Below are 20,196 nucleotides of genomic sequence, written 5' to 3'. Positions count from 1 at the left end.
GGTCAACTCCTGGGGACGGGACCGGTGGAGGTCCGGATGACGAGGTCGGTGGGGAGCAGGAGGTGGCCGGCGGCCGGGTCGGCCGGCGGCTCCAGCAGCAGCGCGGCGGCGAGCCGGCCCTTCTCCTCGGCCGGCTGCCGGACGGTGGTCAGCCCCGCGGCGGCGGCCTCGGCGACGTCGTCGAAGCCGGTGACCGAGAGGCCCGAATGCGGGCCGGCCGCGTCGAGCACTCCGAGCGCCAACACGTCGGAGCAGGCCAGCACGGCCGTCGGCGGGTCGTCGCCGGCCAGCACCGGTGCGATGGCCGCGGCGCCGGCGGCCCGGCTGTTGCCGGCGGCGTTGACCACCGTGATCTCCGGCCAGGGAACACCGACCGCGGCGAACGCGTCGGCGAAGCCGGTGAGCCGGCCGTGGGTCGTGGGGTGGGGGGCGTCGCCGGGAGCGGCCAGCCGCAGCGGCCCGGGCGGCGCGTCGGGCAGCACGGTGTCGCCGAGCAGGGCCACCCGCCGGTGCCCGAGGCCGGCGACGTGGTCGGCGACGGACCGGGCGGCGGCGCGCTCGTCGATGCCGACGAAGCGGTCGGCGGGGCCGGCCGCGGCGGGTGGGGCGGTGGTCACGAGGGGCAGCCCCCGGTCGCGGATCGCCCCGAGCACGTGCTCCTCGTCGCCGACGCAGTAGACGCAGAAGCCGTCGACCGCGGCGTTGTCGACGGCGGCCCGGGCCCCTGCGCGGTCGCGGGGCAGGGGCACCAGCAGCAGGCTGGCGCCGTGCTGCTCGGCCGCCTGGCCGACACCGGCGAGGAAGCGCACCGCGAACGGGTCGGTGAAGGCGTAGGACAGCTCGGAGGTGAACAGGACGCCGATCGCGCCGACGAAGCCGCGGCGCAGCGAGCGGGCGGTCGGGTCGGGGCCCGGGTAGCCGAGGCGGCGCGCGGCGTCGAGGATCTTCGTCCGCAGGGTGGCGGACAGCTGGTCCGGCCGGCTGTAGGCGTTGGAGACGGTGCTGCGGGAGACACCCACCGCGTTCGCGACGTCCTGCAGGGTCGGCTTCACCGGTCTGCCCTTCTGGATCGATTCAGTACTAGATCGATTCAGAAGCTACTCCGCCGCTCGGCGGACGTCAATGGGAAACCGTCCCGGTCAGGCCGGGTAGAGCTCGTCCCGGATGCGGGCCAGCAGCTCGGGGGTGTGCCCGGGCGGCGCGGCCTCGCCGCAGAGCCGCTCCATCGCCGTCCCGTAGTGGTCGAGGTCGTCGCGCTTGTCCAGATAGACCGCGCTGGTCAACTGCTCGATGTAGACGATGTCCGGCAGGTCCTGGTCGCCGAAGCGCAGGATGCTGAAGGCCCCACCGGCGGCCGCGTGCCCGCCGGCGTCGAACGGGACGATCTGGAGCCGGACGTGCGGCGCGGCGGTCGCCTCGATGAGCGCGTCCACCTGCTCGCGCATCACGGCGGCGCCGCCGACCGGCCGCCGGAGCACCGCCTCGTCGAGCACCGCCCAGAGCTGCGGCGGATCGCCGCGGCGCAGCAGTCCCTGGCGTTCCATCCGCAGGCGCACGCGCCGGTCGACCTCCGCCGGCGGCGCGTCGTGGTGGCCCAGCAGGACCACCGCCCGGGCGTACGCGGGGGTCTGCAGCAGCCCCGGGACGAACTGCACCTCGTACGTCCGGATCAGCGTGGCGGCGGCCTCCAGCCCCAGGTAGGACTGGAACCAGGAGGGAAGCACGTCACCGTAGCGCTGCCACCAGCCGGGGCTGTTCGCGTCGCGGGCCAGCCTCAGCAGCGCCGCCCGCTCGTCGGCCGCGGTGACGCCGTAGAGGGTGAGCAGGTCGGCGACGTCGCGCTCCTTGAAGCCGACCCGGCCCAGCTCCATCCGGCTGATCTTGGATTCGGAGGAGCGGATCTCCCAGCCGGCGCTCTCCCGGCTCACCCCGGCGCCCTCCCGGAGCCGGCGCAGCCGCACCCCGAGCAGCATGCGCAGCACGGTCGGACCGCTGGTCGGGCCTCCCTCGACGGGCACCGTCGTCACCTGGCCGTCCTTCGCCGACTGTCCACGCCGGACGCCCCAGCCCGGCGAGGAGTAAGCATGCCATGGACCGACAGTGAGGTGAACTCCTCCGGACGGAGGATGCGATCCCGTCAGCGGGACGGCGGCCGAGCGATCAGGTGGTCGAAGTCGCCGTCGCGGGCGCCGAGCACGAACGCCGCGATCTCGTCGACCGTGTAGATGAGCGCCGGCCCCTCGGGGTGGCGGGAGTTGCGCACCGCGATGCCGCCGCCGTCGGGCAGCTCGGCCAGCTCGACGCAGTTGCCGCTCGGGTTGCTGCGCCGACTCTTCAGCCACCGCACCGGCGGCAGCTCGGAGGTGGGTACGCCGTTCGCGGGGTGGGGCACAGGGGCGTCCTTCGTGGGAAGAGCCAGCCGATGCCGCGGGGAGGAGCGGTGGGTGGCGACGGAGGGCTGTCGACAGAGGACGGATGCACGTGCATCTGCTATTGCATCTGCAATGGACAGCGAGCATGATATCGCACGTGCGGTGTACCCGGACGTTCACGTTCGGTTACCCGGATCCCGGTTGCGAGCAGACAGAACAGGTCCGGCCCGGCACCGTCCGGCGAGGCCGGGGCCGCGGTGAGGGAGGGCGCGTGCCGGATCCGATGACCGTCGCGTCCGGCATCTCCGCGGCTGGCGCCCTGGTCTCCGCCTGGCAACTCCGCCGCCGGGCGCTGCGCGCCGAGGCCGAGATCGAGCTGCTCCACGCCGAGCTCGCGGCCGAGCGGCACGCCGCCAGCCACGACCCGCTCACCGGGCTGCCCAACCGGCGGGCCTTCTTCCGGCTGGCCGCCACCCTGCTCACCGACGCCGCCGGCAAGCCGCTCGTGGCGATCGTGCTCGACCTCGACGACTTCAAGCAGGTCAACGACCGCTACGGCCACGCCGCGGGCGACCAGGTGCTGGTCAGCGTGGCGCAGCGGCTGGCCGCGTTCGCCGGGGACAACCTCGTCGCCCGGCTCGGCGGCGACGAGTTCGCCGGCCTGCTGGTCAGCCCGACGGTGGACCGGCGCTGGATCGAGCACGCCACCCGCCGGCTCTGCGAGGCGCTCGCCGCGCCCATCCCGCTGGGCGCCCGCAGCGTCCGGGTGACCGCCTCGGTGGGGCTCGCCCCGGTGCACGGCCCCACCCAGCTCACCGACGCGCTGTGCCGGGCCGACGCGGCCATGTACCAGGCGAAGACGGTCGGCGCCGCCCGCGCGGCCCGCCAACTCGTCGGCGAGTGCTGACCCGCCGTCAGCGCCAGCCGTAGCCGGCGCGCAGCGCCTGGCCCACCCGGTCGAACCGGCGCCGGTCCAGCACGGCACCCTCCCGGCGGATGCTGTCCTCGCGCATGGTGAGCACCCGGTCCAGGCGGACCCAGCTCGGCCGCTGGTCCCGGTCCCACTCCCCCGGGCCCAGCGCCAGCCAGTGCCGCTGGCCGTCGCGGTCGCTCTGGCTGGACAGCATGAGCCCGAACAGTGTGCGGCTCTGCCGGCCCACCACCAGCACCGGGCGGTCCTTGCCCTGGCGCGGATCGTCCTCGTACGGCACCCAGGTCCAGACGATCTCCCCCGGGTCCGCCTGCCCGTCCGGCTCCGGCGCGTACGCCAGCTCGCGCCGCTGCAGCACGGTGACCTGGCGGCGCCGGGCGACCTGGGCCGGGATCGGTCGGGCGGTACCTGCGGGCGCGGCGGCGCCCCCGGCGATCCGGCCGAGCCGCGACGCCACGTTCCTCAACAGACCTGCCACGGCGGGCAGCCTATCCTCCGCTCCGGGACGGGCGCGCGGCGGCGGAGGTGGGGAATCCGGTGGCCCCGCCGGCTGGCGGTCCGCCACGATGCCCCGGTGACCTTTCCCCGTCATCAGGTCCGGGCCGCGTTCACCGCCGACACCGTCACCGTCTACCAGGCGTACCGGCCGGAGATCGCCGACGCGGCGCTGGCCGCCGGCCGGTTCGTGCCGCCGTTCAAGCGGGAGCGGATGACCTGGATCAAGCCCTCGTTCCGGTGGATGATGTACCGCTGCGGCTGGGCCCTCAAGCCGGGCCAGGAACGGGTGCTCGCGGTCGAGATCACCCGCTCCGGCTTCGAGTGGGCGCTCGCGCACGCCTGCCTCAGCGGCTACGACCCGCGGCGGCACCCGGACCGGGACAGCTGGCGGCGGCAGCTGCGCACCAGCCCGGTACGGGTGCAGTGGGACCCGGAACGGTCGCTGCGGCTCGCCCCGCTGTCGTACCGGTCGGTGCAGGTGGGGCTGGCCGGCGAAGCGGCGCGCCGCTACGTCGACGAGTGGCTGGTCGGCCTCACCCACGTCACGCCGCTGGCCCGGGCGGTGCACGCCCGCCTCACCGCCGGCGACGAGCCCGGCGCGACCGCGCTGTTGCCGGTCGAGCGACCGTACCCGCTGCCGGTCGAGGTGGCCCAGGTGATCGACGCCGCTTCGGACTGAACCGCCGGGGCCGCCCGGAGTCACGCCGTACCGGTCGAACAATTGGGTTGTTCAACGGTGGTGCACGACCGACCATGGTCGGCGTGGTGGGAGATCGGGTGTGAGGACGCCTCTGCAGGGCGGGCTCCCGCCGATCGGCGCGGTGGTCGGCGCCGTCGTGGAGGTCGCCTGCGACGAGTCCGGATTCTCGGGCACCAACCTGCTCCACTCGGCCAGCCCGGTGATCACCCACGCGAGCGTCGACCTGGACGTGGACGAGGCCGTCGGGCTGATCACCGCGCTGCGGTCCGGGTTCCGGTTCTCGCCGCACGAGCTCAAGTCCGGGCAGTTCCTTCGCGGCCCGGGAGCGGCCGAGGCGCGGGTGTGGTTCCTCGGGGCGCTGGAGGGACGCGCGTCCGTCCAGCTCGTCGACAAGGAGTTCTTCCTCGTCACCCGGATCGTCGACCTGCTGCTGACCGAGCCGTCGTACGTGGCCGGCACCCGCCTGGCGCAGGATCACCGTCCGGCCGCCCTCGCCCTGTACCGGGCGGGGCGCTCGGCCGGAAGTGACTGGGGCGCCTTCCTGACGGCCTTCGTCGACCTGGTCCGTACCAAACGCCGGCATCCGGATCGCCGGACCGTGCAGCGGTTCTTCGCGGCCCGGGACGCGCTGGCCCGGGCCGGCCTCGGCACCCGGGGCGAGGACGTCCTCGACGGGCTCGACCCGGCCCGCGTGTGGTCCGTGGTGACCAGGCTCGACAACGACGACCGGTCGATCCCGCCGCCGCTGGAACCGATGCTGCCGGCGCTGGCGGAGACGGTCCTGTCCTGGAGCGGCGGACAGCGGCAGGTGCTGGTGACCCACGACGAGCAGAGCGCCCTCACGGCCGACCGGTTGACCCGTCTCCGGCAGGCGCTGGCCGACCACGGCACAGCACCGGCCGCCGCCGACACGGTCGGGGCGTTGCCGGCCGGAGTGTCGCCCCTGGCCGGGCTCGTGATGGTCGACTCCCGCGACGATCCACGGGTCCAGGTCGCCGACCTCCTTGCGGGGGTGGCGCGGAGGTCGCCGGCGATCAGGACCGACGCCATGCTTCAGCCGCTGCTGTCCCCGACGTCGCTGCACGACCCCGAACTGTGAGGCGGGGAGGACATCCCGACCCCGGTTGACGGCGACGAGGAAACAAGGCGACACCCGAGCTGTCGTTGATCGGTCTTCGGGTGGTCGCCGGGTGCCGCACAGTGACCCCATGAACCGTCCGGCCGTGTTCCTCGCCGATCCGCCGCAGAGCCCGGCGGTGACCGCCGCCTACGAGGGGGACCTCACCTCCGACGGCTACGTCAACAACCTCACCCGGGTCTGGTGCTGGCGTCCTGACGTGCTGGCGTCCTTCCAGGACCTGCGTGCCGATCTCCTGGCCGACTCGGGCCTGTCGCCCCGCGAGGTGGCCGTGCTGGTCGCCGCCACTGCCGCCGCCCGCGGCGACGCCTACTGCGCGCTGGCCTGGGGTGCCCGGCTGGCCGACCTCAGCGACGAGGCGACCGCGGCACAGGTGCTGCGCGGTGCCGACGGTGACCTGTCCGAGCGGGAGAACGCGCTGGCCGCCTGGTCCCGTCAGGTCGTCCGGGATCCGAATGCCGCGACCGAGGCCCACGTGGAGCGCCTGCGCGACGCGGGCCTCAGCGACCAGGAGATCTTCGAGGCGACCACCCTGATCGCGTTCCGGCTGGCGTTCTCCACCGTCAACGACGCGCTCGGAGCACGCCCGGATCCGCAGCTCGCGGAGAGGGCGCCCCGGCTCGTCCGCGAAGCCGTCACCTTCGGCCGCCAGGTCTAGGCGCACACGTCCCCGGCCCCACCGACAGCGGCGCCGGGTGGCGCGGGCGTCGGCGAAGCCCCGATCCGACGGGTCCGGTCCGGCAGCGCGACGAGCACCTCACCGGGCGCCGGCGGCAGGTTCTCCGGCGGCGTCGAGGGTCTGCCGGCGCATCGGGGAGCGCAGGATCGGCACCCACACCAGCGCGAGCGCGGCGCAGGCCACCCAGGTGGCGGCGCGCGGACCAGCGTGGTCACCGACGTACGCCGCCGTCGCCGCGCCGAGCGTGAGCGCGCCACTGAACATCACGCGCAGGGTGCCGTTGACGCGTCCCAGGAGCCCTGCTGGCGTGACGTGCTGGCGGAAGGACATCAGGACCACGGCGTCGAACCCGACCTTGAAGATCACCAGTGCCCACGCCGCCGCGGCGAGCGGCCCGGGCACGGGCTGACCGACGAGCGGCAGCACGAGCGAGACCGGGGCGATGGCCAGCCCGATCGCGAGCACCGAGCGGCCGGCGCCGAGGACTCTCGACAACCGCTCCCCGCAGAACACCCCGAGCAGGCCACCGATTCCGCCGGCACCGAGGAAGAGGCCCAGTTGGCTCTCCGACCAGTGCAGTTCCTGCACCAGGAGAAGCGGCAGCATCGCCACCGTGCCCGCGGTCGCGAAGTTCACCAGCGCGCCGGCCACGGCGATCGCCCGCAGGGTGTGGTTACGCCGGACGAACGACAGGCCTTCCCGCACCTCGACCGCGAGCGAGCCTCGTCCGACGTCGACCCGGCGCGGCTCCGGCCGCTCGATGCGGCGGATCCAGAGCGCCGACCACAGGTAGCCGAGCGCCGTTGCGGCCAGGACCGCCGCCGCTGTCGACAGGCCGATCAGCCAGCCGGCCAGCACGGGGCCGCCGATCAACGCCATCTGGTCCACGACGCCGAGCCGCCCGTTGGCCGCGACCAGGCGCCCGCCGTCCCCGCCACCGAGAAGGTCCGGCAGGTGACTCTGCATCGCGACGTCGAAGAAGACGGTCGCGACGCCGTTGAGGAACACCACCACCCAGAGCTGCGTCATGGTCAGGGCGGAAGCCGCGGCAGCGACCGGTACCGAGCCGATCAGCACGAACCGGGCCAGATCCATGGCGACCATTACCGGGCGACGGGCAACCCGGTCCAGCCATGCGCCCGCTGGCAGCCCGAGCAGCAGGAACGGAGCGGTACCCGCGGCGGCCAACGAACCCGCCGCGCCCGGCCCGGCGCCGAGCGACGTGATCGCGACGAGCGGAACAGCCACCTTGGCGATGTGGAAGCCCCATTTCGCCGCGACCGCGGCGACGAGGTAGCGAGCGAAGTCGCGGGGCAGGGACCGGGCAGCGGCGTGCCCGCGACGGGAGGCGTACTGGATCGACATGCCCGGACCTTCGGCGCCGGCCGCCCCCGTGCGCCAACGATTCACACTACGGTGAATCCTCGTGGAGCCGGTCTGATGCTGCGAATGTCGTTGTCCCTGGCCGATCTCGCGAGCGTCAGGTTCGCGATCTCCCCCGCCTGGGAGATCGTCGCGAGCCTGCGTGTCCTCCGCGATCCCGGTGCGCACGCCGTGCACCTGCCCTGGGTGACCCGGCACCGGGCCACGGTGCTGGCCGCACCCGACCTGCGTCAGCTGCGCGACCTGGTGATCGCGCCGGAGCGGCACCTGCCCGGCTTCCTCGCGCCGGCGCCCCACTCACCGGTCGCCGAGCCCGACGCGGAGTTCGCGGCGGTGCGGGAGACGCCGGCGGCCGTCGTGCGCGAGGAACTGGACGCGGTGTACGGCGACCGGCTGCCGGCCGCACTGTCGGACCTGCGCCGCGCCCCCCGCCGTACCCTGCCGATGATCGTCGCCCAGATGCGGACCTACTGGGGCCTCGCGCTGGCCCCGCACTGGGGTCGGATGCGCGGGATCCTGGAGGGCGACGTGATGTTCCGGGCGCGGCGGCTGGCGGACGACGGTCCGCAGCGGATGTTCCCCGAACTCGATCCCGCGATCTCGTGGTCCGACGACGTCCTGTCCGTGGACCGGCCGGGTCTGGACCGGGACTACGAACTCGGCGGTCGCGGCCTGGTGCTCGTGCCGTCGCTGTTCGCGTGGCCGACCGTCTTCGTCAAGGCGTCCGAGCCGTGGGCTCCGGTGCTGCGATATCCCACCCGGGGCGTGGGCTCGATGTGGCACAGCGACCCGCCCGCGGCCGATCTCGCCCCGGTGGTCGGCCGGGCTCGCGCAACCCTGCTGGTCGAGCTCACGACGCCGTCGACGACGACGTCGCTGGCCCGCCGCACCGGGCTGACCCCGAGCGGGGTCTCGGCCCACCTCACGCGGCTCGTGAACGCCGGCCTGGTCACCCGGCAGCGGGCCGGGCGCCTGGTCTACTACCTGCGTACCCCGCGAGGCGACGCGCTCCTCGGCGACTGATCCGGCCGGCGCACGCGCCGCCACCTCGCGGCTGTCCGGGCGCGACCGGGTCAGCCGGGGCGGCGGGCCAGGACGAGGGTGGTGCGCAGGTCGAGGACCACGGTGCCCCCGAACCCGTCGATCGTCGCGACGAGCGCGGCGAGCACGCGCTCGCGCAGCGCGGGCGGGCGGCGCAGCTGCGGCGAGAAGGTGGCGACCAGCCGCAGGTAGGCCGCGGTGTCCAGCGGCAGGTCCCGGCGGTACCGCGACGCCCGGACATCGGTGAAGAGGCCGCTGCCCGCGATGTCGTCGTGGAACCAGGTCTCGGGGCGGTCGGCCTGCCGTTGCGGGTCTGCCGACTCGAACGCCGCCCGGATGGCCGCCCGCTGGGCCTGGTCGACGTAGTCGTAGCGGTGGCCGAAGACGGCGAGGGTGCCACCGGGGCGCAACGCGTCGTGCGCGCGACGGTTGCGGGTGGCCGGGTCGAGCCAGTGCCAGGCCATGGCGCAGGCCAGCGCCGACACGCCGCCGGCCGGCGGCGTCCACTCCTCGAAGGCGACCGTCGCCACGTCGACCTGCGGGAAGCGTGCGGCCAGCACCGCCGCCATCCGGGCATCCGGCTCGACGCAGACGGTCGGCGCGCCGAGGCCGAGCAGGGTGGCGGTAGCCAGGCCGGTGCCGGCGCCCACCTCCGCCAGCAGGTCGGGCGTTCCGCCGTGGTAGGCGCGGATCGCCGCGACGATCTCCGCCGGATAGCCTGGGCGGGCCTCATGGTAGGCGCCGGCCACCTCGCCGAAGAGCTGCGACATGATCGCCATCATGGCAGGGCCGGCCGGTCGCCGCCGCCCCGACGGAGGGAGTGCCGTGGATCCGGAGCTGCCCGACGACCTGCCGTTGTTCGAACGGGAGGCGGTCCGGCTGGTGGTGCTGGACGCCACCGACCGGGTGCTGCTGTTCCACACCCGCGACCCGGACCATCCCGTGCTGGGCACCTGGTGGGAGCTGCCCGGCGGCGGGCTCGACCCCGGGGAGACCTACCTGGAGGCGGCGGTGCGGGAGCTGCGCGAGGAGGCCGGGATCGTGGTGGCGCCGGCGCAGGTGGGCGCGCCGACCTGGCGGCGGCGGGCCAGCTTCCGGCACCGGCAGCGGCGGCACCTCCAGGACGAGGTGGTCGTGCCGGTTCGGCTGCCCGGGCCGGGGCCGGACGTGGACGAGGCGGACCGGCTGGACTACGAGGTGGAGGACTACTTCGGGTTCCGCTGGTGGCCGGTGGCCGACGTGGTCGCCGACCGGCCGCGCTGCTACCCGGGGCGACTGCCGGAGCTGCTGCCGGCGTTCCTGGCCGGCGAGGAGATCGACGAGCCGTTCGAGCTGTGGTCCTGACGGGCGTGCCGTGAGCCGCGCCGACCGGCACAGTGGAGCGGTGAACCCACTCCACGCACCCCTGGCCCACTACGCCGAGCGGCTGCACCGCGCAGCCGGCGACGCCCACCACGTCGCCTCGCCGCTGGGCGCCTGGCTGCTGCTCGCGCTGACCGGTCCGGCGGCCACCGGCGAGGCCAGGGCGACCCTCACCGAGGCGCTCGGCACCGACGCGGACGACGCCGCCGCGGCGGCCCGCGCGCTGCTCGCCGAGCCGCACCCGCTGGTCGCCGCGGCCACCGCGCTGTGGGAGCGGACCCCGTTCGAGCAGCTGGCCGCCTGGCGGGCCGGCCTGCCGGAGCGCACCGAGCGGGGCCCGCTGCCCGACCAGGCGGCGCTGGACGCCTGGGCCCGGGTGCGCACCGGCGGCCTGATCGAGCGGTTCCCGGTCGCGGTCGCCCCGGACACCCTGCTGATCCTGGCCAGCGCCCTGGCCACCCGGGTGTCCTGGGCGGACCCGTTCGAGGTGGCCCCCGCCGCCGAGCTGGGAGCCGGCAGCGCCTGGGCCGGCCCGCTCCGGCGGGTGCTGCGCACGCCGCCGTGGGGGCACCGCTGCTGGGTGGCGGCCACCGACCGGGCCGGCGACGTGGCGGTGCACGCCGCGCCGGCGCGACCGGCGGACGGCGGGGCCGGCCTGCTGGTGGTGTCGGTGGCCGCCGCGCCGGAGGTGCCGGCGGTGGACGTGCTGGCGGCCGCACAGGAGCTGGCCGCGACGGCCGCCACCGTCCCGGCCGGGACGGAGCCGGGTCGCCGGTCGCTGTTCGACCTGCCGCTGGGCGAGACGGCGCTGTGGGCGCTGCGAGAGGAGCCGACCCGGACGTTCGCCCGGGACGGCCGCGAGGAGCGGGCCGCGGCGGTGCTGCCCTGCTGGTCGGCGGAGAGCCGGCACGACCTGACCCCGGCCGGGTTCGGTTTCGACGGCGCGGCGCGGGCGCTGGGCGCGCTGCTCGGGCTCGCGGAGCCGCCGTTCGAGGCGGTGCAGTCGGCGGTGGCCCGGTTCGGGCGGTACGGCTTCGAGGCCGCCGCGGTGACCGCGTTCGGCGTCGCGGCCGGGCTGCCGCCGGAGGGGGTCGCCCGGGTCGCGGAGCTGCGGTTCGGGCACCCGTACGCGGTGGTGGCGGTGGCCACCGACGAGGCGGGCGGGCCCTGGCACGGGCTGCCGGTCTACTCGGGATGGGTGGCCGAGCCGGCGGAACTGCCCGAGGACGAGGTGGCGGACTCGCCGCAGCGGTGGTGAGTGTGGGGGCCTCCGGTTGCCGCCGGAGGCCCCCACCGGCCTAGACGGCGACCTTCTCCCGCTCGGCGGCCCGGGCGGCGAGCCGCCGCTCCCGCTCCTGCGCGCCGATCAGGTCGTCGGGCAGGGAGTCCTCGACCTCCAGGTCGAAGCGGCGCAGCAGGCGGATCGCGAAGCCGCCCAGGGTGATGACGATCAGGGCCACCCCGAAGCAGACGTACGCGAAACCGATGCCGCGGCCCGGTCCGGTGCCGATCACCGCGCCCACCGACCCGGCCAGCGCCCCACCCGGGGCGAGCATCGGCTCGAACAGGGCGGTGGCGCCCGGCGCGAGCAGCGCGAACCCGATGGGCAGGGTGGACCAGGCGATGGTCTGGTTGAGGCTGAACACCCGGCCGTGGAAGCGCTGCGGCACCTTGACCTGGACGATGGTCGCGTAGATCGACTGCGCGGTGGTCATGGCCATGGCCAGCCAGCACATGCCCACGCAGATCATCGCGAGCGAGGCGTCCAGCCCGATCAGGACGCAGCCGATCGCGGTGCCCAGGTTGCCGATGAGCACGCCGATCATCCGCCGCTTGCGCGGCCCGCCCCACAGCGACATGAGCACGCCGCCGGCCACCGCGCCGACCGCCTCGGCGAGGGCCACCTGGGCCACCTGCGTCGGGCTCCCGAAGGACAGCACCAGCGGGGTGGTGAGCACCAGCGCGGGCGCCAGGAAGATGTTGCCCAGCGCGAAGTAGCCCAGCATCAGCCGGAAGCCGCGGTGCTGCCAGGAGTAGCGCATCCCGTTGGCGATGGCCACCAGCAGCCGCTCCCGGGGCCGCCAGCCGAGCAGGTCGGGGAAGCGGACCACGGCCAGGGTGAGCACGGCGACCACGTAGCTGGCCACGTCGATGAGCAGGATGCCCTTCAGGTCGATCGCGGCGAGCAGGCCGGCCGCGAAGACCGGCATGAGCAGGGTGGCCACGCCGGTGGAGAGCTGGGTGATGCCCATGGCGTGGCCGAGGTAGCGCTTCGGCACGAGCTGGGGCACCGCCGACTGGAACGCGATCCGCTGGAACGACCCGGCGACGGAGCTGAGCGCGACAAGCAGGTAGATGTGCCAGAGCACCAGGTTGTCGGTCCACAGCAGACTCGCCAGGACCAGCTGGATCGAACCGGCCACGGAGCTGGCCAGCATCATGATCCGGCGCCGGCTGACCCGGTCGACGATGGCGCCGGCCACCGGGAGCATGAGCACGCCGCAGATCAGCGCGAGCGCCCAGAGCAGTCCCAGGTCGGCCACCGACCCGGTCCGGTTGAACAGCCAGATCGGCAGGGCGAACGCGGTCAGCGCCGAGCCGGTGCTGGAGACGAGCTGCCCGACGGTGATCGACAGGAAGCGGGCCATGCTCGGCTTGACCGTCGTGGCCGCCGGCCGTTCCTCCTGGCCGACCCGGAGCCGGTCGAGGACCGCCCAGCCGGCGTCCTCGCCGCGGGCCTGCGGGCCGAGGTCGGTGACGTCCCCGGCGACCACGGCCGGGTGCACCCGGGTGACGATCTCGGCCAGCTCCTCGGCCCGGTACTTCAGGAAGAAGTGCCCGGCCTGGTCGAGGACGACCAGCCCGAGGGTGTCGCTGAGGAACTGCCACTCGGCGTACCGCTCGCGGTAGTAGTCGGTGACCGGGTCCTCGGAGCCGACCACCGAGATGATCGGGGCGCGCAGCTTCGTGGCCCGCTGGTCGAGCAGCCGGGTGAAGTACTCCTCCGAGGCGCGGGAGTCGGCGCGCATGTTGCTGATGATCCGGTCGGCCTGCTCCGGGTCCAGCTCGTCGGTGTCCACGCCCATCGACTTGAGCCAGCTGGCGTAGTGCTTGTTGCTGCGCAGCTGTTCGAGCCGGTTGCGGGCGGCCGCGAAGAGGCCCTTCGGGCGGGCGAACGGGAACATCGCCCCGATGTAGACGGCGTCGAGGTCCCGCCCGGCCGCCTCGACCTTGCGGGCCACCTCGGCGACGATGGCGCTGCCCACGCCGCAGTGGCCGTAGAGGGCCAGCGGCCCCTCGACCCGTTCCAGGATCTCCTCGGCCACCCGGGTGGTCAGCTCGTCGAACGGCAGCGCGTCCTCGCTGAGGCCGACGTCGTGGCCGGGGATGGCCAGGGACCACAGCGCGTGCCCGGCCGGCAGCGCGTCGGCGAGCGGCTGGTAGACGATGGCGCTGCCGCCGCCGTACGGGACGCAGACGTAGGTGAGCACCCGCTGGCCGGCGGGAATCGGCTTGGTCAGCTCGTAGAGCAGCCGGCGCGGGCCGGCCTCGGCGGCGTCGCCGGAGATGAACGCGGCCAGCTCGCGGATCGTCCGCTGCTGGAACAGGTCCATGACGCCGACCGCCCGGCCGCCCAGCTCCGCCTTGCGGATCTTCGCAACCACCTGGGTGGCGAGCATGGAGTGCCCGCCCAGGTCGAAGAAGTCGTCGTCGATGCCGAGCGTGTCGACGCCGAGCACCTCGGACCAGATGGCGGCGAGCGCCCGCTCGGTGTCGTCGCGCGGCTCGACCAGGGCCACCGACGCCTCGCGGGTGACCACCGGCGCGGGCAGCGCCTTGCGGTCGAGCTTGCCGTTCGGGGTCAGCGGCAGCGCGTCGAGGGTGACGAACGCGGCCGGCACCATGTATTCCGGCAGGGTGTCCTTGAGCGCCGCCTTCAGCGCCGCGTGCTCGGCCGGCCCGACCAGGTACGCGGTGAGCCGCTTGTCGCCGGGACTGTCCTCGCGGACGATCACCGCGGCCTCGGTCACCCCGGGCTGCTCGCGCAGCGCGCTCTCGATCTCGCCCAGCTCGATGCGCAGGCCGCGCAGCTTGACCTGGTGGTCGATCCGGCCGAGGAACTCGATGACCCCGGTCCCGTCCGGCCCGACGACCCAGCGGGCCAGGTCGCCGGTGCGGTAGAGCCGGGCGCCCGGCTCACCGGAGAAGGGGTCGGGGACGAACTTCTCGGCGGTCAGCGCCGGCCGGCGGTGGTAGCCGCGGGCCAGCCCGACACCGCCGATGTGCAGCTCCCCGGCCACTCCGACGGGGCATTCGGCGCCGGCCGGGTCGAGCACGTGCAGCCGCAGGTTGGCGATCGGCGCGCCGATCGGCACGCTCGCGGCCGCGGCCAGCCGGGCCGGGTCGCAGTGCCAGGCCGTGACGTCGATGGCCGCCTCGGTCGGGCCGTACAGGTTGTGCAGCCCGCACCAGGGCAGCCGGGCGGTGAAGTCGAGCGCGGAGGCCAGCGGCAGTTCCTCGCCGGAGCAGATCACCCGGCGCAGCGCGGTGGCCTCCTCGATGCCGTCTTCGCCGAGGAAGACCGTCAGCATGGACGGGACGAAGTGGGCCGTGGTGATCCGCTCGGCCACCAGCAGGTCGCGCAGGTAGCCGGCGTCCTTGTGGCCGCCCGGCTTGGCGAGCACCAGCCGGGCGCCGGCGCGCAGCGGCCAGAAGAACTCCCAGACCGAGACGTCGAAGCTGGCCGGGGTCTTCTGGAGCACCGCGTCGTCGGCGCCGAGACCGTAGGTCTTCTGCATCCAGTCGAGCCGGTTGACGATGCCCCGGTGGGTGTTCGGCACGCCCTTGGGCCGGCCCGTCGAGCCGGAGGTGTAGATGACGTACGCCAGGTGCTCGGGGCCGGCGGTGGGCACCGGGTCGGTGGCCGGCTGGTCGGCCCACACCGTGGCGTCGTCGAGGGCGTGCACCGTGGCGGCGGTGGCCGGCAGCACGTCGCGCAGGTGCTCCTGGACCAGCACCACCGGCGCGTCCGCGTCGGTGACCATGAAGGCGAGCCGGTCCGCCGGGTACTCCGGGTCCAGCGGCAGGTAGGCGCCGCCGGCCTTGAGCACGCCGAGCAGGCCGGCGACCAGCTCGACGGAGCGTTCCGCGCAGACCCCGACCAGGGTTTCCGGGCCGACGCCGGCGGCGCGCAGCCGGTGCGCGACCCGGTTGGCAGCCGCGTTCAGCTCGGCGTACGTGAGGCTGTGTCCCTCGATGGTCACGGCGACCGCGTCCGGGGTGGCGGCGGCACGCTCCTCAATCGGGCCGTGCAGCATCTGGTCGCGCGGGAAGTCCGCGGCCGTGTCGTTCCACCCGGCCAGCAGCGCCCGCTCGTCGGCGGGGAGCAGGTCCAGCCGGGAGACCGGGGTGTCCGGCGCGGCGACGATCGCGGCCAGCAGGGTGGTCCACCGCAGGGCCATCCGCTCGACGGTGTCCCGGGTGAACAGGTCGGTGTTGAAGACCAGCTTGCCCCAGAGCCCGTCGACGGTCTCCACGGCGTGCAACTCGAAGTCGAACCGGGTGGCCCGCAGCTCCATCGGGGTCCACTCGAAGGTGACCTCGTCGGTGCGGGACACCCCGCTGAACCGGCCCATCTCGTAGTTCTGCAGCACGAACATGGCCTGGAACACCGGGGAGCGGCTGACGTCGCGGGGCAGCCCCAGCTCGTGGACGACCTTGGCGAAGGGCACCTCGGCGTGCTCGAAGCCGTCGAGCACGGTACGCCGGGTGCGCGCCAGCAGCTCCGTGAAGGTGGGGTCGCCGGCCAGTTCGGCCCGCAGCGGCAGCATGTTGATGAACATGCCGACGACGTTCTCCAGCTCGGGCGCGGAGCGGCCGGCCACCGAGGCGCCGACCGCGAAGTCGTCCTGGCCGGCGTGCCGGGCCAGCAGCACCTGGTACGCGGCCAGCAGCGTCATGAACAGCGTGCCGCCGGTGGCCCGGGTGAGCGCGTTGAGCGCCTCGGTGGCCGCCCGGTCGAGCTGGAACTCGACGAAGTCGCCCCGGTAGGTCTGGGTGGCCGGGCGGGGCCGGTCCAGCGGCAGCTCCAGGGGGGTGATGCCGGCCAGCCGCTCCTTCCAGTAGTCGACGTGGGCCCGGGCCTGCGACCCGTCCAGCTCCCCGGCCTCCCAGACGGCGAAGTCGCCGTACTGGATCGGCAGGGCGGGCGGCTCACCGCCGCGGTAGAGGGTGATCAGGTCGCGCAGCAGCACGTCCACCGACCAACCGTCGCCGACGATGTGGTGCTGGCCCAGGAAGAGCACGTGGTCTTCCTCGGCCAGCCGGATCAGCAGGGCGCGCAGCAGCGGCCCGTTCGCCAGGTCGAACGGTTCCGCGGCGGCGGCGTCCACCAGCACCTGCGCGCTCGCCTCGTCCGGGGCGTCCACGATGGTCAGGGGCACCTCGACGGACTCCTCCACCACCACGGTGGGGCGGCCGTCGGAGTCGGCCGGGAAGCGGGTGCGCTGCGACTCGTGCCGGGCGGCGAGCGCGGCCAGGGCCGCGCGCAGCGCCTCGACGTCGAGCGGGCCGCGCACCCGCAGCGGCACCGCGATGTGGTACGCCGCCTCGCCAGGCGCGAGCTGGTCCATGAACCAGACCCGCTCCTGGGCGTACGACAGCGGCACCGCGGCGCCGGGGGGCCGGGGGGTGATCCGGGCCGCGGGGGCGGCCTGGCGGGCGCGCAGCCGCTTGGCGATCAGCGCCTGCCGGGCCGCCTCGCGGGCCGGATCCTTCAGGTCGGTCATCAGCTGCTTTCCTCTTCCGCCGCGAGCAGGGCGGCGACCTCGCTGTCGGAGAGCCCGTCGAGTTCCGCGGCGATCCGCTGCTCGATCTGGGCGGCCAGGTCCGCCACCACGGGGCTGCTGAACAGCGCCCGCATGGGCAGGTCGACGTCCACCTCGGCGCGGATCCGGGCCATCGCCCGCATGCCGCGCAGCGAGTTGCCGCCGAGGGTGAAGAAATCGTCCAGGGCGCCGACCTTCTCCACCTGGAGAATCTCGGCGTACACCTCGGCGACCAGGGACTCGGCCTCGGTGCGCGGCGCGACGTAGGCCCCCTCGGCCGGTGCGGCGGCGGCTGAGGCGGGCAGCGCGGCCCGGTCCAGCTTGCCGTTCGGCGTCAGCGGCAGCGCGTCGAGCCGGACCAGGGCCGCCGGCACCAGGTGCGCGGGCAGCTCGCGGGCCAGCTCGGCGCGGACCGAGTCCTCGTGCGCGGGGCCGACCAGGTAGCCGACCAGGGTCGGCTCGCCGCTGTCGGTGCGCACCGCCGCGGCGGCCGCCCGGACGTCCGGGTGGGCCAGCAGGGCCGCCTCGACCTCCCCCAGCTCGATCCGCATGCCGCGCACCTTCACCTGGTCGTCACGGCGGCCCAGGTAGTCCAGGGTGCCGTCGGGCCGCCAGCGGGCCAGGTCGCCGGTGGCGTACATGCGCGCGCCGGGCGGGCCGTAGGGGCAGGGCAGGAAGCGCTCGGCGGTGAGGCCGGGACGGCGGTGGTAGCCGCGGGCGAGCTGCGCGCCGGTGACGTACAGCTCGCCGACCACGCCCGGCGGGACCGGTTGGAGGGCCGCGTCGAGCAGCAGCGCCCGGGTGTTCCAGGTGGGCGTGCCGATCGGCACCGGACCCGGCCGGACCGGCTCGCCGGGGGCGATCCGGGCGGCCACGCAGCCCACGGTGGCCTCGGTCGGGCCGTACTCGTTGGTCACCGCCACGTCCGGGTGGGCGGCCCGCCACGCGGCGAGCTGCTCGCCGGTGAGCGCCTCGCCGCCGATCACCAGGTCGGCGGTGGGCGACAGCTCGCCGTCGAGCAGCGGCAGGTGGCTCGGGGTGACCTTGAGGAAGGCCGGCCGGCCACCGGCCCGCGCGGCCGGCTCGTCGATCGCGGCGAGCCGGACCGTGCCGCCGGCGGTGAGCGTGCCGAGCAGGCCGGTGACGGTGAGGTCGAAGGAGACCGGCGAGTGCAGCAGTGCCGTGCCGGCCAGCCCCGGGTAGGTGGCCCGCGCCCAGGCCAGGTAGGCGGTCACCGCCCGGTGCTCCACCACCACGCCCTTGGGCCGCCCGGTCGAGCCGGACGTGTAGAGCACGTACGCCGGGTGCTCGGGGCGCAGCGGGCTCCGCCGGTCGGCGTCGCCCAGGTCACCGCCCGGCTGGTCCGCACCGAGCTCACCGTCGAGCACCAGCGCCCCGCCGGGCACCAGGGCGGCGGTGTCCGGGGTCGCCACCACGAGGGCCGGCGCGGCGTCCTCCAGCAGGTAGGCGATCCGCCCGGCCGGGTACGCGGTGTCCACCGGCACGTACGCGGCGCCGGACTTGAGCACGGCGAGCATCGCCACCACCAGCTCGCAGGAGCGGGGCAGGGCGAGCGCGACGCGGGTCTCCGGGCCGGCGCCGCGAGCCACCAGCAGCCGGGCCAGCCGGTTCGCGGCGCTGTTCAGCTCGTCGTACGTGAGTGGCACGCCGTCACAGACCAGCGCGGTGGCGTCCGGGGCGGCCGCGGCCCGCCGCTGCACCTCGTCCACCACGGTGGCGGGCGGCACCTCGCGCGCCGTGTCGTTCCAGGCGCCCAGCACCAGGTCGCGCTCGGCGCCGGTGAGCAGCGGCAGCGCGGCGACGGTGCGGTCCGGGTCGGCCACGGCGGCGGTGAGCAGCCCGACGTACCGCCGGACCACCGTCTCGGCGGTGCCCCGGTCGAACAGCGCCGTCCGGTAGACCAGGCGGCACTCCCCGGCGGTGATGTCGAAGGCCAGGTCGTCCTTCGTGGTGCCCAGCTCCACCGGGTCGAGGCCGGAGTCCGGGATGTAGTTCAGCGCGGTCTGGAAGATCGGCTGCACCGACGGATCCCGCTGCGGGTCGACCGCCTCGACGATCTTCTGGAACGGAGTCTGCCCGTGCTCCATGGCGTCGACCAGGCCGTCGCGGACCCGGCCGAGCAGCGCGGCGAAGGACGGATCGCCGGAGACGTCGCAGCGCAGCGCCACCGGGTTGACGAACATGCCGATGAGCGGGGCCAGCTCGGGGGTGTCACGGCCCGCCGTGGAGACGCCGACCACCACGTCGGTGTCGCCGGAGATCCGCGACAGCAGCGCCGCGAAACCGGCCAGCAGCACCATGTACGGCGTGGCCGCCGAGCCGGCCGCCAGCGTGCCGACCCGGTCGAGCAGCCCCTCGGGCAGGTCGAAGCGCACCTCGTCGCCCGCGAAACCGAGCTGGGCCGGGCGGGGCCGGTCCAGCGGCAGGTTGGTCACCGGCGGCGCGCCGGCCAGGTGACCGGTCCAGAAGGCGAGCTGCCGGTCCAGTTCCGCCCCGGCGAGCTGGTCGCGCTGCCAGACCGCGAAGTCGGCGTACTGGATGGGCAGCTCGGGCACGGCGGGCTCGGCGCCGGTCCGCGCGGCCGCGGAGAACGCGGCGAGTTCGGCGTGGAACAGCACCGCCGAGTGGCTGTCGAAGACGGCGTGGTGGGCCACGAAGGCCAGCGCCCAGGCGTCGTCGAGGCGGACCAGCCGGGCCCGCCACAGCGGCGGGGTGTCCAGCGGGATCGGGGTGCGGGCCAGCTCGGCCCGGATCGCCTCGGCCGCGGCCAGCCGCTCGGCCTCCGGCAGGTGGCTCAGGTCGGTGGTGGGCAGCGCGACCGGCTCGTGCGCCCGGACCACCTGCACCAGCACGCCGTCGTCGACCCGCAGGTGGGTGCGGAGCGCCTCGTGCCGGGCGACCACCCGGTTGACCACCTCGCCGGCCGCGTCGGCGTCGAGGTCGGCCGGGAAGCGCCACGGGACGGACACGTTGAACACCGGCGAGCCGGCGTCGAGCTGGTTGGCCATCCACACCCGCTCCTGGGCGAAGGAGGCCGGGAACGTCCACTCCTGACTCATGAGTGGGCCTCGCGGACGGAGCGGGGACGCATGTCGGTCCAGACCTCGTCGACGTGGGCCAGGCACTCCTCGCGGGTCCCGGCGAAGCCGGCGTCGTGCCAGCCCGCGGGGAGGTCCCGGTCGGCCGACCAGATCGAGTACTGCTCCTCGTCGTTGCGGACGACCAGGAATCGGGGCTCGGCCAT

At 74.7% G+C, this 20,196-nt stretch carries 16 protein-coding genes; 7 read left to right on the top strand and 9 right to left on the bottom strand.

Translation table 11 applies throughout. The annotated features are described in order from the left end of the window. Positions 1 to 2: 2 nt before the first annotated feature. From ACZ6PY_RS29590 to ACZ6PY_RS29580, 3 genes are all read right to left on the bottom strand, one after another. Positions 3 to 1,052 (bottom strand): LacI family DNA-binding transcriptional regulator, encoded by a 1,050-nt coding sequence (locus ACZ6PY_RS29590; RefSeq protein ID WP_466078314.1) that lies wholly within the window; start codon positions 1,050 to 1,052, stop codon positions 3 to 5. A gap of 87 nt (positions 1,053 to 1,139) precedes the next feature. Further along, positions 1,140 to 2,027, bottom strand: coding sequence for a helix-turn-helix domain-containing protein (locus tag ACZ6PY_RS29585; RefSeq protein ID WP_466078311.1), 888 nt, complete (start codon positions 2,025 to 2,027; stop codon positions 1,140 to 1,142). Positions 2,028 to 2,137: 110 nt separating this feature from the next. Then, entirely contained in the window at positions 2,138 to 2,392 is a 255-nt protein-coding gene (locus tag ACZ6PY_RS29580; protein ID WP_313721620.1) for a DUF397 domain-containing protein, read from the bottom strand. 251 nt (positions 2,393 to 2,643) lie between these two features. Here ACZ6PY_RS29580 and ACZ6PY_RS29575 point away from each other — a divergent pair, with 251 nt between their 5' ends. Beyond that, positions 2,644 to 3,279: a GGDEF domain-containing protein gene (locus ACZ6PY_RS29575; protein ID WP_262285270.1), complete on the top strand. Its 636-nt coding sequence runs from the start codon at positions 2,644 to 2,646 to the stop codon at positions 3,277 to 3,279. Positions 3,280 to 3,286: 7 nt separating this feature from the next. Here ACZ6PY_RS29575 and ACZ6PY_RS29570 read toward each other — a convergent pair whose 3' ends face one another. Continuing rightward, positions 3,287 to 3,781 (bottom strand): type II toxin-antitoxin system PemK/MazF family toxin, encoded by a 495-nt coding sequence (locus ACZ6PY_RS29570; RefSeq protein ID WP_466078307.1) that lies wholly within the window; start codon positions 3,779 to 3,781, stop codon positions 3,287 to 3,289. Positions 3,782 to 3,877: 96 nt separating this feature from the next. Between ACZ6PY_RS29570 and ACZ6PY_RS29565 the strand changes: the two genes are divergently transcribed. From ACZ6PY_RS29565 to ACZ6PY_RS29555, 3 genes are all read left to right on the top strand, one after another. After that, a complete protein-coding gene (locus ACZ6PY_RS29565; protein ID WP_466078304.1) occupies positions 3,878 to 4,480 on the top strand; it encodes a DUF4291 domain-containing protein in 603 nt (200 codons plus the stop codon). Between the two features lie 100 nt (positions 4,481 to 4,580). Continuing rightward, positions 4,581 to 5,600: a DUF3800 domain-containing protein gene (locus ACZ6PY_RS29560; protein WP_466078301.1), complete on the top strand. Its 1,020-nt coding sequence runs from the start codon at positions 4,581 to 4,583 to the stop codon at positions 5,598 to 5,600. 109 nt (positions 5,601 to 5,709) lie between these two features. Next, complete coding sequence (locus tag ACZ6PY_RS29555) at positions 5,710 to 6,297, top strand: carboxymuconolactone decarboxylase family protein (protein WP_466078298.1); 588 nt, start codon at positions 5,710 to 5,712, stop codon at positions 6,295 to 6,297. Between the two features lie 99 nt (positions 6,298 to 6,396). Here the strand turns inward: ACZ6PY_RS29555 and ACZ6PY_RS29550 are convergent, their stop codons facing one another. Then, on the bottom strand, positions 6,397 to 7,869 hold the full coding sequence (locus ACZ6PY_RS29550) for an MFS transporter (protein ID WP_466078295.1): 1,473 nt from the start codon (positions 7,867 to 7,869) through the stop codon (positions 6,397 to 6,399). Between the two features lie 3 nt (positions 7,870 to 7,872). On the opposite strand from ACZ6PY_RS29550, the gene ACZ6PY_RS29545 reads away from it, so the two are divergent. Continuing rightward, the gene (locus tag ACZ6PY_RS29545) at positions 7,873 to 8,724 is read left to right on the top strand and encodes a helix-turn-helix domain-containing protein (RefSeq protein WP_466078292.1); all 852 of its coding nucleotides are present in this window, start codon (positions 7,873 to 7,875) and stop codon (positions 8,722 to 8,724) included. Between the two features lie 50 nt (positions 8,725 to 8,774). Here the strand turns inward: ACZ6PY_RS29545 and ACZ6PY_RS29540 are convergent, their stop codons facing one another. After that, positions 8,775 to 9,512, bottom strand: a complete 738-nt coding sequence (locus ACZ6PY_RS29540; RefSeq protein ID WP_466078289.1) for a class I SAM-dependent methyltransferase — start codon at positions 9,510 to 9,512, stop codon at positions 8,775 to 8,777. Positions 9,513 to 9,567: 55 nt separating this feature from the next. Between ACZ6PY_RS29540 and ACZ6PY_RS29535 the strand changes: the two genes are divergently transcribed. Continuing rightward, positions 9,568 to 10,086, top strand: coding sequence for an NUDIX hydrolase (locus tag ACZ6PY_RS29535; protein ID WP_466078286.1), 519 nt, complete (start codon positions 9,568 to 9,570; stop codon positions 10,084 to 10,086). Positions 10,087 to 10,126: 40 nt separating this feature from the next. Then, on the top strand, positions 10,127 to 11,362 hold the full coding sequence (locus tag ACZ6PY_RS29530; protein ID WP_466078283.1) for a hypothetical protein: 1,236 nt from the start codon (positions 10,127 to 10,129) through the stop codon (positions 11,360 to 11,362). A gap of 40 nt (positions 11,363 to 11,402) precedes the next feature. On the opposite strand, the gene ACZ6PY_RS29525 is transcribed toward ACZ6PY_RS29530, so the two are convergent. From ACZ6PY_RS29525 to ACZ6PY_RS29515, 3 genes are read right to left on the bottom strand one after another with little or no spacing between them, the layout of a single operon-like run. Continuing rightward, positions 11,403 to 16,892: an amino acid adenylation domain-containing protein gene (locus ACZ6PY_RS29525; RefSeq protein WP_466078280.1), complete on the bottom strand. Its 5,490-nt coding sequence runs from the start codon at positions 16,890 to 16,892 to the stop codon at positions 11,403 to 11,405. Further along, positions 16,892 to 20,011: a non-ribosomal peptide synthetase gene (locus tag ACZ6PY_RS29520; protein WP_466078277.1), complete on the bottom strand. Its 3,120-nt coding sequence runs from the start codon at positions 20,009 to 20,011 to the stop codon at positions 16,892 to 16,894. The genes ACZ6PY_RS29525 and ACZ6PY_RS29520 overlap by 1 nt, the downstream gene beginning before the upstream one ends. Further along, positions 20,008 to 20,196: an MbtH family protein gene (locus tag ACZ6PY_RS29515; protein WP_154226018.1), complete on the bottom strand. Its 189-nt coding sequence runs from the start codon at positions 20,194 to 20,196 to the stop codon at positions 20,008 to 20,010. Before ACZ6PY_RS29515 ends, ACZ6PY_RS29520 begins: the two co-directional genes overlap by 4 nt.

Source organism: Micromonospora sp. NPDC048907 (assembly GCF_055586885.1).
The sequence above is the reverse complement of the archived record's forward strand: the minus strand, read 5'-3'. Positions and strand labels throughout refer to the sequence as shown.

What these genes read in the sequence shown, in the direction of transcription:
- ACZ6PY_RS29540 (WP_466078289.1), bottom strand. Translation starts at nt 9,512, where the DNA reads ATGTCGCAGCTCTTCGGCGAGGTGGCCGGCGCCTACCATGAGGCCCGC.
- ACZ6PY_RS29525 (WP_466078280.1), bottom strand. Translation starts at nt 16,892, where the DNA reads ATGACCGACCTGAAGGATCCGGCCCGCGAGGCGGCCCGGCAGGCGCTG.
- ACZ6PY_RS29520 (WP_466078277.1), bottom strand. Translation starts at nt 20,011, where the DNA reads ATGAGTCAGGAGTGGACGTTCCCGGCCTCCTTCGCCCAGGAGCGGGTG.
- ACZ6PY_RS29515 (WP_154226018.1), bottom strand. Translation starts at nt 20,196, where the DNA reads ATGGCCGAGCCCCGATTCCTGGTCGTCCGCAACGACGAGGAGCAGTAC.
- ACZ6PY_RS29555 (WP_466078298.1), top strand. Translation starts at nt 5,710, where the DNA reads ATGAACCGTCCGGCCGTGTTCCTCGCCGATCCGCCGCAGAGCCCGGCG.